General features: G+C 71.9%; 10 protein-coding genes. 5 read left to right on the forward strand and 5 right to left on the reverse strand.

Annotated features, from left to right (window positions below):
- Positions 1-49 precede the first annotated feature (49 nt).
- From IPJ17_03250 to IPJ17_03260, 3 genes are read left to right on the forward strand one after another with little or no spacing between them, the layout of a single operon-like run.
- A complete protein-coding gene (locus tag IPJ17_03250; protein ID QQR74623.1) occupies positions 50-3,820 on the forward strand; it encodes a tetratricopeptide repeat protein in 3,771 nt (1,256 codons plus the stop codon).
- Positions 3,817-4,695, forward strand: a complete 879-nt coding sequence (locus tag IPJ17_03255; protein QQR74624.1) for an ABC transporter ATP-binding protein — start codon at positions 3,817-3,819, stop codon at positions 4,693-4,695. The genes IPJ17_03250 and IPJ17_03255 overlap by 4 nt, the downstream gene beginning before the upstream one ends.
- Positions 4,692-5,999 (forward strand): ABC transporter permease, encoded by a 1,308-nt coding sequence (locus tag IPJ17_03260; GenBank protein QQR74625.1) that lies wholly within the window; start codon positions 4,692-4,694, stop codon positions 5,997-5,999. The genes IPJ17_03255 and IPJ17_03260 overlap by 4 nt, the downstream gene beginning before the upstream one ends.
- A gap of 57 nt (positions 6,000-6,056) precedes the next feature.
- Here IPJ17_03260 and IPJ17_03265 read toward each other — a convergent pair whose 3' ends face one another.
- From IPJ17_03265 to IPJ17_03275, 3 genes are all read right to left on the reverse strand, one after another.
- Positions 6,057-6,671, reverse strand: coding sequence for an isochorismatase family protein (locus IPJ17_03265; protein QQR74626.1), 615 nt, complete (start codon positions 6,669-6,671; stop codon positions 6,057-6,059).
- Positions 6,672-6,713: 42 nt separating this feature from the next.
- On the reverse strand, positions 6,714-7,460 hold the full coding sequence (locus tag IPJ17_03270; GenBank protein ID QQR76076.1) for an NAD-dependent deacetylase: 747 nt from the start codon (positions 7,458-7,460) through the stop codon (positions 6,714-6,716).
- 146 nt (positions 7,461-7,606) lie between these two features.
- Positions 7,607-8,440, reverse strand: a complete 834-nt coding sequence (locus tag IPJ17_03275; GenBank protein QQR74627.1) for a hypothetical protein — start codon at positions 8,438-8,440, stop codon at positions 7,607-7,609.
- A 188-nt stretch (positions 8,441-8,628) separates the two neighbouring features.
- On the opposite strand from IPJ17_03275, the gene IPJ17_03280 reads away from it, so the two are divergent.
- Positions 8,629-9,066 (forward strand): DoxX family protein, encoded by a 438-nt coding sequence (locus tag IPJ17_03280; protein ID QQR74628.1) that lies wholly within the window; start codon positions 8,629-8,631, stop codon positions 9,064-9,066.
- A gap of 12 nt (positions 9,067-9,078) precedes the next feature.
- Here IPJ17_03280 and IPJ17_03285 read toward each other — a convergent pair whose 3' ends face one another.
- Positions 9,079-9,645 (reverse strand): cysteine dioxygenase family protein, encoded by a 567-nt coding sequence (locus IPJ17_03285; GenBank protein ID QQR74629.1) that lies wholly within the window; start codon positions 9,643-9,645, stop codon positions 9,079-9,081.
- Between the two features lie 103 nt (positions 9,646-9,748).
- Here IPJ17_03285 and IPJ17_03290 point away from each other — a divergent pair, with 103 nt between their 5' ends.
- Positions 9,749-10,096 carry a hypothetical protein gene (locus IPJ17_03290; protein QQR74630.1) on the forward strand — a complete coding sequence of 116 codons (348 nt, stop codon included), beginning with the start codon at positions 9,749-9,751 and terminating at the stop codon, positions 10,094-10,096.
- 12 nt (positions 10,097-10,108) lie between these two features.
- Here IPJ17_03290 and lepA read toward each other — a convergent pair whose 3' ends face one another.
- On the reverse strand, positions 10,109-11,911 hold the full coding sequence (gene lepA / locus IPJ17_03295) for an elongation factor 4 (GenBank protein ID QQR74631.1): 1,803 nt from the start codon (positions 11,909-11,911) through the stop codon (positions 10,109-10,111).
- Between the last annotated feature and the right edge of the window lie 223 nt (positions 11,912-12,134).

Here is a 12,134-nt window from a genome sequence, read left to right on the forward strand (position 1 = left end):
CCGCCCGCTTGCCGAAGAATGCCCGCAGGTTCACGAGAGACTCCCGGTCATGAAGCTCGACTGCCGCCGCTGCGGCGCCGTCATCCAGATCCCGCCCGAGGTCGCCGCGGCCGGGGGAGCGTCGGTGATCTGCCCGGGCTGCGGCGCCCGCTACACGCGGCGCGCCTCGCCGGTCGCGGCAAAGCCGCCGGCGCCGACTTCCGGCGCGGCCGCCATCGACTCCGGGCCGCAGACCGCCGCGCCGGGGCCCGGCACACCTGGGTCCAGGGCGATCGGCGAGACTCCGGAGCGTCCCCTCTCCTGGCCCACCGCCGGGCCGGGTGCGATGACCCTGGCGACGCCGACCGGGCTCGAGCGCAGCCCCGACTCGGCGCTGCGCCTCCCGACGACCGGCGGCACCGCCGCGACGGCTCCGGCCGGCCCGGTCTTCGCACCGGGACAGCTCGTCGGCGGTCGCTATCGGATCGTCCGCTTCATCGCGCGCGGCGGCATGGGTGAGGTCTACGAGGCCGAGGACCTCGAGCTGCGCGACCGACTGGCGCTCAAGACGATCCACCCGAAGAGCGCCGGCGACGCCACCGCCGTCGAGCGCTTCAAGCGCGAGATCCACCTCGCCCGGCGCGTCACCCACCCGAACGTCTGTCGCATCTTCGACGTCGGCTTCGACGACCTCTCGCCCGGCGGGCCCGTCGTCTTCCTGACGATGGAGCTCCTCGAGGGCGAGACCCTCGCCGCGCGCCTGCGGCGTGAGGGGCGGATGAGCGTCGAGACGGCACGCCCGTTGGTGCGACAGATGGCCGAAGCGCTCGGTGCCGCGCACGCGGCCGGGATCATCCACCGCGACTTCAAGAGCGAGAACGTCTTCCTCGTCCCGGCGCCCGAACGCGGCGACGGCGCGCCGCGCGTCGTGGTGACGGACTTCGGCGTGGCGCGCGGCGCCCGCGACGAGGAGGCGTTCGCCGCGACGATGACCAGCGGCGTGGTGGTCGGCACGCCGGCGTACATGGCGCCCGAGCAGCTCGAAGGCGGAGCGATCACCCCGGCGGTCGACCTCTATGCGCTGGGCGTGGTGATTTTCGAGATGCTCACCGGCGAGCTCCCCTTCCAGGGCGAGACCGCCATCGCCACGGCGGTCAAACGGCTGACCGAGCCGGCGCCGTCGCCGCGCGAGCGGGTCGCCGACCTCGAGGCCCGCTGGGAGAGCCTCGTCCTGCGTTGCCTGGCCCGTCGGCCGGAAGACCGCTTCGCCGCCGCCAGCGACCTGGTCGACACGCTCTCGTCCGAGGAGGGTGAGCTGTCGCCTCCTCCCCGGGTGACACCTCCCCCGGTCACCGCTCCTCCCACCCTTTCGGCGCGCGACCGGCGGATGCGCTGGATCGCCATCGCCGTTGGCATCGCCCTCGTGGTGGCCGTGGGGAGCGCCCTCTGGCGGATTCGCAACCTGCGACACGGCGATCTGCCCGACCCCGGCGCGACGGCGCGACGCGCCGTCGCCGTGCTCGGCTCCCGCAACCTCTCTGGCGAGGGTGAAGCCGCCTGGCTCTCGACCGCGCTAAGCGAGATGCTGACCACCGAGATCGCCGGCGGCGGCGCCCTGCGGACGATTTCGGGCGACCAGGTGGCGCGCGCACGCCGTGAGCTCAAGCTGGCCGAGGCCGTCGAGCTCGAGCCTGCCGAGCTCTCCCGGCTGCGCGGCCGCCTCGGTGTCGACGTGCTGATCAGCGGGGCCTACACGATCGTTCCGGGCAGCGACGGCCTGCGACTCGACCTGCGGCTGCGGGACGCGGCGACCGGGCGCCAGCTCGCCTCGCTCGCCGAGAGCGGCAGCAGTGCCCAGCTCTTCGACCTGGTGAGCCGCATCGGCGGGCGGGCACGCGAGGCGCTCGGCGCCGGCGAGCTGTCGAAGGCCGAGGGCGAGGCGCTCGAAGCGGCGCTGCCGGCCAACCCCGAGGCGGTGCGGCTCTACGTCGAGGGTCTCGACCGGCTGCGTGCCTTCGAGCCGCAAGAAGCCCGCGAGCGTTTCGAGCAGGCGGTGGCGCTCGACCCCTCGTTCGCCCTCGCCCGTTCGTCGCTCGCCACCGCCTGGTCCGCGCTCGGCTACGAGCAACGCGCCCAGCGCGAGGCCGAGCGCGCCCACGAGCTCGCCGCCCGCCTGCCGCGCGACGAACGGCTGCTCGTCGAGGCGCGCTATCGCGAGATGCAGCACGATTTCCGGCGGGCTGCCGAGATCTACGGCGCGCTCTGGCAGGCCTACCCGGACGGCCTCGACTACGGGCTGCGGCTCGCGGCGATGCAGACCGCCGGTGGCGCCGGCGAACAGGCGCTCGCCACGCTCGGCGCGCTGCGCCGCCTCCCGGCGCCGCTCGGCGCCGACCCGCGGATCGACCTCGCGGCCGCCGCGGCCGCCGGCAGCCTCTCGGACTTCAAGACCCAGCTCGCCAGCGCCGCGAGGGCCGCCGAGGGTGCGACCGCCCAGGGGGCCAAGCGGCTCGTCGCGGAGGCCCGGGTGAGCGAGGCCTGGGCGGCGCGGAATCTCGGCGACCCGGCCCGCGCCCGCCAGGCCTGCGAGGAGGCGGGGCGCATCTTCGGCGACGTCGGCGATCGCAGCGGCGCCGCCGCCGCGCTGACCGCGCTCGCCGGCGTGCGCTACGACCAGGGCGACCTGGAAGGCGCCCGCGCCGACAACGAGCGCGCCCTCGCCACCTTCCGCGAGGTGGGCGACCAGAGCGGCGTGGCACGCGCCCTGAACAACATCGCGGTGATCGGTCGCGCCTCGGGCGATCGCGCCACGGCGCGTCGGCTCTACGAGGAGGTGGTGGCGATCTCGCTCGAGACCGGCGACCGCGCCGGCACCGCCTACGCCTCCCACAACCTCGGCACCCTGCTCTCCGAAGAGGGCGATCTCGCCGGGGCCCGGCAACGTCTCGAGCAGGCGCTCGCCGCGCGGCGCGAGATCGGCGATCAGGCCGGGACCGGCGCGTCGCTCGCCAGCCTCGGCGCAGTGCTGCGACGCGAGGGACAGCTCGCCGAGGCGCAGCGCCGGCTCGAGGAGTCGCTGGCGCTGCAGCGGGAGATCGGACAGAAGATCGGGCAGGTCGGTTCGCTCTCGGCGCTCGCCCAGGTGGCGATCGACCAGGGCGAGCTCGGGCGCGCCGCCGAGGGATTCGCCGCCGCGCTGACGATGGCGCGCGAGATCGGCAACAAGAGCGCCGAGGCCCAGGCGCTCGCCGGCCAGGGCGAGCTCGCCGCGCTCGCGGCGCGCTTCGACGAGGCCGAAGCTCACCATCGCGCCGCCCTCGCCCTGCGCCAGGAGATCGGCGAGCGCGTGGCGAGTCTGCAGAGCCGGTTGGCGCTCGCCCGCGTCGCGCTCGATCGCGGGGCCTTCGATGTCGCCGAGAGCGCCGGGCGCGAGCTCCTCGCCGGACTCGACGACGAACCGTTGCCGGAGCTGCGCGTCCAGACCCGGACGGTGCTCTGTCGCGCCGCCGCCGGGCGCGGCGCCACCGCGGCCGCCCGCTCGCTCGGCGAGGAGGCGGTCGGCCTCGCCGCTTCGACCCAGAGCCCTGCCGTGCAACTCGGCGCGCGGATCGCCGCCGCGCGCGCCGGCGGCGGCAATCGCGAACGGGACCGCGCCGCGCTCACCACGGCGCTCGCCGAAGCGCGCCAGATCGGATTGGCCAGCCTCGAGCTCGAGGCACGCTTCGCCCTGGCCGAGCTCGGGCCGCGCGACGATCCGGCGATCTCGACGCTCGCGCGCGACGCTCGCGCGCGCGGCTACCTGACGATCGCGGCGCAGGCCGAACGGCTGGCCACCCGATGAACGAAGCCACGAAGACCGACACCACGGTCTCCGTCCCTGCTCTCGAGGTCACCGCCCTCCGCAAGTCCTACGGCGGCGTCCTCGCGGTCGAGGCGATCTCCTTCCGCATCGCGCGTGGGTCGATCCTCGGCCTGCTCGGACCGAACGGCGCGGGCAAGACGACGACCGTGTCGATGATCTCCGGCCTGCTCACCCCCGACGCCGGCGAGGTACGTCTCGGCGGAGCCCTCCTCGCTCGCGACACCGATCCGGCCAAGGCGCGCCTCGGCCTCGTGCCCCAGGAGCTCGCGCTCTACGAGGAGCTCTCGGCGGAGGACAACCTGCGTTTCTTCGGAGCGCTCCAGCGGATGTCCGGATCGTCGCTCGCGACCCGCAGCGACGAGGTGCTGCGACTCACCGGACTGCTCGAGCGCCGGCGCGACCGTGTGAAGGTCTTCAGCGGCGGGATGAAGCGCCGCCTCAACCTCGCGGTCGGACTGCTTCACGACCCCGAGGTCCTGCTGCTCGACGAGCCGACGGTCGGCGTCGATCCGCAGAGCCGCAACGCGATCTTCGAGAGCCTCGAGGCGCTGCGCGATGCCGGGAAGGCGATCCTCTACACCACCCACTACATGGAGGAGGCCGACCGGCTCTGCGACCGGATCGTCATCGTCGACCACGGACGGGTGATCGCCGAGGGGACCGCCGCGGAGCTCGGCGCTCTGCTGCCGAACGACGATCGTCCGGAGCTCGACGCCGAGGCGCGCGCGGCATTGGCGCTGCTCTCCTCGCGCGGTCTCGATGTGAGCGGAATCGACGGGACACCCGACGGCGGCCCGCGCCTCGAAGCGGTCTTCCTCCACCTCACCGGTCATGCCCTGCGGGACGAGCCATGAGACAGATCGCCGCCATCGTCCGCAAGGAGCTGAAGCTCTTCCTCTCCGACCGTCGCTCGGTCGTGGTCGGCGTCGTCACGCCGATCCTGCTCGCCTGGTTTTTCGGTTTTCTCTTCTCCGGCGGGGGGCAGCAGGAGGCCACCAAGATCCCGGTTCGCGTGGTCGATGCCGACCGGAGCGCCGTCTCGCGAGCGGTCATCGCCGGCCTCGCCGGCGACCCGCTGCTCGCGGTGACGACGGCCGAGGCCGATCCGGCGCGGGAGGAGGTGCGCCGCGGCAAGGCGGTCGCCGCTGTCTTCCTCCCTCCGGGCTTCGGCGTCGACGCGGTGCGCGGCTTCTTCGGAACCGCGGCGGCCCCGGAGGTCCGCCTGCTCGTCGATCCGTCGCGCAGCACCGAGGCCGGCCTGGTGCGCGGCCTCCTCGCCGAGAAGATCTATCGCGAGGCGTCGCGCGAGTCGTTCGCCGGCAGCACGGGCCACGACGTCCTCGCGGAGAGTCTGCGTGCGCTCGAAGCAGACCGCGCACCGGCCAGCCCGGAGCGCGAGGCGTTGAAGCAGCTGCTGCGCGACGTGACGCGCTGGCAGTCGTCGAGCGCCGGACCGGGCCAACCTTCCGGCGTTTCGGGCGCTCCCCGCGGACCCGGCTCCGCCGTCCCGTTCACCTTGCGCGAGGAGGCGGTCACGGCGCGGCGGGGGGCGACCTACAACAGCTACGCGCACTCTTTCGCCGGCATGGGAATCCAGTTCCTGCTCTTCGTCGCCCTCGACTTCGGCATCGCCTTCCTCGTCGAGCGTCAGGGCGGGCTATGGAAGCGGCTGCGGGCCGCACCGCTGTCGCGCACGACACTGCTCGCCGGCAAGACGGCGGCGGGAGCGCTGATCGGACTGATCTCCATCGGCACGACCTTCGCTTTCGGGATCGCGGTCCTCGGCGTGCGGGTCGTGGGGAGCGTTCCCGGATTCCTGCTGCTGCTCGTGGCCTCGGCGCTGATGGCCTCGTCGTTCGGGCTGCTGCTCGCCGCGCTGGGACAGACCCCGGGCACGACCCGCGGCCTCTCGATCCTTGCCGTCCTGCTGCTCGTGATGCTCGGTGGCGGCTGGGTGCCGGCCTTCGTCTTCCCCGCGTGGATGCAGTCGGTCACTCTCGCCCTGCCGACCCGCTGGGCGATCGACGGTCTCGACGCCGTCGTCTGGCGCGGCGCCGATCTCGTCACCGGCGCCCTTCCCGCCTGCGCCGTGCTGCTCGGCTATACCGCGCTCTTCCTGCTGATCGCCCGCCTGCGCTTCCGCTGGTCCGACGACTGACCACCCACCAGAGGGCACTCGCGCCGGCGCCGCCCGCCGCCGGCCGGAAGCCTCGCGCTAGCCGCCGAGCTGTCCTTCCTTGAGCAGCGCGGAGAGCGCCTTGAAGCTCGGGTGGTTCTTGTCGCGTGCCCACTCGAAGGCGACCGATTCGAGACTGGTGATCTGCGCCCCGGCCTGTCGCATCCGCTCGAGCGCCCACTGCCGATGCTCGACCCCGCGGCCGCTGACCGCCTCCCAGCAGACCTGGACGCCGTAGCCGGCCGCCCGACCGGCAAGGACCGTCTGCATGACGCAGACGTGCGCTTCGATCCCGGCGACGACGAGCTGCATCCGTCCGGGAGGGACACCGGGCCGCAGCTCGGCGAGCAACTCGGCGAAGCCGGGTTCGGCGAAGCAGCCGAAGGCGACCTTCTCGAAGCGCCGCCGGGCGACACCGAGGGCATCGAACACCTCGAGGATCTCCGGCCGCGTCGCCCCGAGGCCGCGCGGATACTGCTCGGTCAGCGCGACCGGCACGCCGAAGAGGTCGGCGATCTTCATCAGCCGGCAGGTCGCGGCCTGGACCAGCTCGGGCCGATGGACCTGCTCGACCAACTTGCCCTGCAGGTCGATGACCACCACCACGCTGCGATCGATTTCGGCGAGCTCCATGATCTCCTCCTCGGGCGCCATTCTCTCCTCGATGGCGGTCGCCTTGCACGTTCCGCCAAGCGCTCAGACGAGCGCCGCGTCGAGCGCCGCGAGACCGGCGAGCGCCCCGCAGACGAGCGACAGGTGCCCCCCGCCGATCTCCGGCTCGCGCGGGTTGATCCGCACGACGGTCGTGCCGGATCGGCTGCCGAGTTGCTCGGAGAACCGGCGAATCGACGGAATCGCCGTGCCGGCCCCGAGCTCGACGACGACCAGCGGCAGAGCGCGGCAGGAGACGAGGAAGGCCTCGCGACGCCGGCGTTGCTCGCGGCTGCGGTCGGCGATCCAGCCCCAGTCGTTGAACATCAGGATGTTGGGTCGGGCGAGACCACCGCAGCGCGGACAGTGCGGCAGGCTCGTCGCGCGCATCGTCGCCGGATCGACCTCGACGTTCCCCTCCTGCCGCCAGATCCTGGCGCTGCATCCGGAGGCGCACTGGAGGTGGTGGATCGAGCCATGGATCTCCTCGATCGACTCCTCGCCGAACCCAGCCCGCTGGAACTGGCCGTCGACGTTCGACGTGACGACGAAGACGTCGAGCCCGAAGCGCGCGACCCAGCGCCGCAGGACCTGGAATCCGGCGTGCGGCACCGTGCGGCGGTAGAGCTCCAGGCGGTGACCGTAGAAGCCCCAGCCGAACGACGGGTCGCGGACAAAGTGGATCGGGTCGGCGGCATCGACGAAGGAGAGGCCCAGCCGCTCGTAGAGCGGATAGGCCTTCCAGAAGCCGGCGTCACCGCGGAAGTCGGGGAGTCCGGAGTCGACGCCCATGCCGGCTCCGGCGGTGATCACCAGGGCGCGTGCCGCTCGAACCGCCGCCGCGGCCCGCGCGACGCGTTCCGGATCGATCTCGCCGGGGCTCGGCTCCACGCTGTCGAGCCTCCCACAGTCGCACCGTGGTCGCACCCCGAAAGTCGTCAGCGACGCGCGGCGGCCGACGCCGCCTCTTGATAGACCGAACCCGAGAAGGTGTAACGGTGGGTTTCGCGGAACGTCTCGACGGTCATCTCGTCGTTGAGGCGGCTCCCCGAGGTCACGACGACGACGTCGAACCAGTCCGGGTTGCCCCCGCGCTCGAAGGTCACCTGGGACTTGAACTCGTAGCAGTTCTTCTCTGCTTCGTCGCAGCCGCCGCTGTTTTCGCTCTCGAGCTCGCCAAGGGCCAGGACCTCGACGATCGACTCGCCGACCGGCGCGAGGAGCGTGAGACCGACGGTCGACTCGCCCATGTTGGTGAAGCCCGGTTCGTAGCGCACGCCCCAGCGCGACGGCCCGAGCTGGACCAACGTCCCTTCGGGGGCGGCACCGTACGAGCCCATCTCGGTGATGCTCGGGTTCCGAGCTCGCAGGTGCCAGCCGCCAGGCACCTTCTCGAAGAGCGCGCCGGCGATCCCCGGCGACTGTCCGTGGCTGTCGGCGCCTTCCGGATTCTCGGCGACGATCGCCAACAGGTGATCCGGGGTCGCTGGCGGATAGCGATAGAGCCCTTCGACGGTGGCAATCACCGGTAGGGTGGCCTCGTCGGCGGAACGGCCCGGGCCCGCCGGCTCGCCCGGCTCGCCCGGCTCGGCGATAGCGGCGTGTCTGGCGGAGTCGTAGTTGCCGTAGAGCAGCCTCAGGATCTCGACCGGTCCGGCTTCCTCGCGGAGGGCGGGAGCCTCGGAGGGCCGCTTCGGCGCCGCGGCCTGGCATCGGACCACGTTGCCCAGCTGGGCCGAGAGAACGAGGAGGACGGACAGCGAACGTCGCATGGATCTCCTTTCGGTGCCGGGCCAGTCGTCCGGAGGCACGGCACTCGCCAAATGGGGATGCGGCGAGACGGTCGGTGGCGGGACAGCGGATCGCGCGTGCATGCGCCTCCCCTTGGCAATCCTCGCCCGGGCGGCTAGATTGCCACGAGACGCATCCCGACCGGGCCTCACGCCCGAGGAGCCTGCCGATGACGAGCCCTCCGCTGACCCGCTGGGCCAGCTGGTCCCCGTACCTTCTCGCGCTGCTGCGCATCGCTGCGGCGGTCATCTTCATCGTCCCGGGAACGATGAAGCTCTTCGCCTACCCGATGGGCATGCCGCCCGATGGTGGCACCGCGCACTTCCCGTCCCAGATCTGGTTCGGCGGCGTGCTCGAGGTCTTCGGCGGTGCACTGCTGGCGATCGGACTCTTCACCCGCCCGGTCGCCTTCGTGCTCTCCGGGATGATGGCGGTGGCCTACTTCCAGTTCCACGCTCCGCAGGGCTTCTGGCCGGCGGCCAACGGCGGTGTCGCAGCGGCGCTCTACTGTTTCGTCTGGCTCTACTTCTCGGCCGCCGGGGCGGGGCCGTGGAGCGTCGACGCGTGGCGGGCCAGACGCCACGACTCGATCGCGATGCCCTCGTGATCCGGCCGCAGCCTATTCGCTGAGCGCGAGCCGCCGGGGTTCGGCGCGATACCGACCGTCGCCGAGCGGATGGAAGACCCGGCAGCGCGTGAGCTCGCCGCCGTAGACGTGGAGAGTCACCGTCTTCTCGCTGGCGCTCGGATTGCGCATCGTGTGGTACTCGAGCGGCGGGGCGAGCGTCCCGGTCGCACCGGGGCCACCACGGTCGACGCTCAGGCGCTCGAAGCGCTCCGCCCCGTCGAGGTCCGTCCCGCAGTGCCGGTACATCTCCGCTTCGATCTCCCCGGCGACGACGATCTCGACCCCCCAGAGGCCGTCATGGTCGTGGAGCGGCGTCCCCTGCCCGGGGCCCCAGACCATCGCCAGCGCCGAGAAGCGTCCCACCGGGTCGAGGTGGACGAGATGGCGGGCGTAGCTCGTCTCGCCGGGGCGCATCAGCCGTTCCGGCAGGGCGAGGGCCCCCGCCGCAGCCAAGGCACGCAGCTCGCGCTCCACCTCGGCGCTCGGGTTCGACGCACCTCCTCGCGCCACGGCCGCTTCCAGGCCGTGAAGGAGCGGACCCAACAAGAGTTCGTCCATCGTCAATCGTCGTCCTCGCCCTGGACGATAACCCAGGCCCGACCCGAGGGGGCTCCGACCCGCCGGCCCGACCCCTTCGGTGGGTTGTCCTAGACTATTGGGGATGGAATCGTCGCCCCCGATCGACCGCGTCCTGCAGGAGCTCGAGCTCCTGCGCGGCGATCTGTTGCGCGTCGAGTGGGTCGACATCGCCGAGGACCCGCTCGGCAACCCGGCCCTCGCGTCGCTCGCCCGGCGGACCTCCTACGGCCTCTTCTGGGGCTTCCAGGAGAGCCACGGCGTCTACTGCCTGGTCACCACGACGACCGTCGACCACGACGTCTCGGGTCAGAACGGTTACGTGATCTACCCCGTCGGCTGCGTGCGCGGAGTGGAGGTCATCAAGCGGGTACGGCGGCCGCGGCCGACGCGAAAGAAGGCCGTCGGCGCCGGCGAGCCGGCTCCCTCCTGAGGCGGCCTCGTTTCAGTCCTCGACCTGGAGCACCGCCAGGAAGGCCTCCTGGGGGATGTCGACGTTGCCGACCGACTTCATGCGCTTCTTGCCCTCTTTCTGCTTCTCGAGGAGCTTGCGCTTGCGGCTGATGTCGCCGCCGTAGCACTTCGCGGTGACGTCCTTGCGCAACGGCCGGACGCTGGTGCGGGCGATGATGCGGGCGCCGATGGCGGCCTGCAGGACGACCTCGAAGAGCTGGCGGGGGATGAGCTCTTTCATCTTCTCGACCAGCGCCTTGCCCTTCGGATACGCCTTGCTGCGGTGGATCATCAGCGAGAGGGCGTCGACCGGCTCGCCGTTGACCAGCACGTCGAGCTTCTCGATCTCCCCTTCGCGGAAGTCGGCGAGCTCGTAGTCGAAGCTGGCGTAGCCGCGCGAGACCGACTTGAGCTTGTCGTAGAAGTCGTGCACCACCTCGGCGAGCGGGAAGTCGTACTCGATCAGCACCGAGTCGGTCGACAGGTACTGCAGGCTCCGTTGCACGCCGCGCCGCTCTTGCGAGAGGGCCAGGATGCCGCCCACGTACTCGGTGCGGGTGACGATCGTCGCGCGGATGTACGGCTCTTCGATGTGATCGATGCGCCCGGGCGGCGGCAGCTGCGCCGGGCTGGCGATCTCGACCGTCTCGCCGGCGGTGGTGAGCACGCGGTAGCGCACGCCGGGGGCCGTGGTGATCAGCGAGAGGTTGAACTCGCGTTCGAGCCGCTCCTGGATGATCTCCATGTGCAGCAGGCCGAGGAAGCCGCAGCGGAACCCGAAGCCGAGGGCGCTCGACGACTCCGGCTCGAAGCTGAACGAGGCGTCGTTGAGGCGCAGCTTCTCGACCGCGTCGCGCAGGTCTTCGTAGTCGTCGGAGACGACCGGGTAGAGGCCGGCGAAGACCATCGGCTTGGCTTCCTGGAAGCCGGGGAAGGGACTGGTCGTCGGCCGGTCGGGATGGGTGACGGTGTCGCCGATGCGCGCCTGGGCGAGGTCCTTGACGTTGGCGAAGAGGTAGCCGACCTCGCCCACCGAGAGCTCCTGGACCTGGCGCGCCTTCGGATGGAAGGTGCCGAGCTCCTCGACGGCGAAGACGCCGCCGGTGGCGACGAAGCGCACCTTGTCGCCGCGCCGGATCGTCCCGTCGACGACGCGCAGCAGGCAGACCACACCGCGGTAGACGTCGTACCAGGAGTCGAAGAGCAGCGCCTTGAGGGGGGCCTCCGGGTCGCCCGACGGTGCGGGGATGTCGGAGACGATCCGTTCCAGCAGCTCGTCGATGCCGAGCCCGGCCTTGGCCGAGGCGAGCACGGCGCGCGAGGCGTCGATCCCGATGACCTGCTCGATCTGCTCGCGCGCCCGCTCGGGGTCGGCCGCCGCGACGTCGATCTTGTTGATCACGGGCAGCAGCGCGAGGCCGCCGTTGACCGCCAGGTAGGCGTTGGCCAGCGTCTGCGCCTGCACCCCCTGCGCCGCGTCGACCACCAGGAGCGCCCCTTCGCAGGCGGCAAGCGAGCGCGAGACCTCGTAGCTGAAGTCGACGTGCCCGGGCGTGTCGATCAGGTTGAAGACGTAGTCCTCGCCGTCCTGCGCCCGGTAGGCGAGCCGGACCGCCCGCGCCTTGATCGTGATGCCGCGCTCGCGCTCGAGATCCATGTCGTCGAGCACCTGCGCCTGCATCTCGCGCTGCGAGAGCGCTCCCGTCCGCTCGAGCAGCCGGTCGGCGAGCGTCGACTTGCCGTGGTCGATGTGGGCGACGATCGAAAAGTTGCGGATGCGCGACGGGGGGTGCATGACGGATCGGTCTTTCTCGCGAATGGCAGTGAGCGGAGCGAGGCGCGGCGGGGAGCCCCGGAACGGACCCCTGGAGCCGAACGAGCGTGGCGGCGGGCTCCTGGAGGCGCCCGACCGAGCGGTCGGACAAGGGCGGGAGCGTAACACGCGGCCCGCGGCGCCCCGGATTCCCCTTCGGGGTGTGACCGAAATCGGTCCCAGGGTACTTTCCCCATGTGGATCT

Source organism: Holophagales bacterium, assembly GCA_016699405.1.
Classification (GTDB): domain Bacteria; phylum Acidobacteriota; class Thermoanaerobaculia; order Multivoradales; family JAGPDF01; genus JAAYLR01.

What these genes read in the sequence shown, in the direction of transcription:
- IPJ17_03250 (QQR74623.1), top strand. Translation starts at nt 50, where the DNA reads ATGAAGCTCGACTGCCGCCGCTGCGGCGCCGTCATCCAGATCCCGCCC.
- IPJ17_03255 (QQR74624.1), top strand. Translation starts at nt 3,817, where the DNA reads ATGAACGAAGCCACGAAGACCGACACCACGGTCTCCGTCCCTGCTCTC.
- IPJ17_03260 (QQR74625.1), top strand. Translation starts at nt 4,692, where the DNA reads ATGAGACAGATCGCCGCCATCGTCCGCAAGGAGCTGAAGCTCTTCCTC.
- IPJ17_03265 (QQR74626.1), bottom strand. Translation starts at nt 6,671, where the DNA reads ATGGCGCCCGAGGAGGAGATCATGGAGCTCGCCGAAATCGATCGCAGC.
- IPJ17_03270 (QQR76076.1), bottom strand. Translation starts at nt 7,460, where the DNA reads ATGGGCGTCGACTCCGGACTCCCCGACTTCCGCGGTGACGCCGGCTTC.
- IPJ17_03275 (QQR74627.1), bottom strand. Translation starts at nt 8,440, where the DNA reads ATGCGACGTTCGCTGTCCGTCCTCCTCGTTCTCTCGGCCCAGCTGGGC.
- IPJ17_03280 (QQR74628.1), top strand. Translation starts at nt 8,629, where the DNA reads ATGACGAGCCCTCCGCTGACCCGCTGGGCCAGCTGGTCCCCGTACCTT.
- IPJ17_03285 (QQR74629.1), bottom strand. Translation starts at nt 9,645, where the DNA reads ATGGACGAACTCTTGTTGGGTCCGCTCCTTCACGGCCTGGAAGCGGCC.
- IPJ17_03290 (QQR74630.1), top strand. Translation starts at nt 9,749, where the DNA reads ATGGAATCGTCGCCCCCGATCGACCGCGTCCTGCAGGAGCTCGAGCTC.
- lepA (QQR74631.1), bottom strand. Translation starts at nt 11,911, where the DNA reads ATGCACCCCCCGTCGCGCATCCGCAACTTTTCGATCGTCGCCCACATC.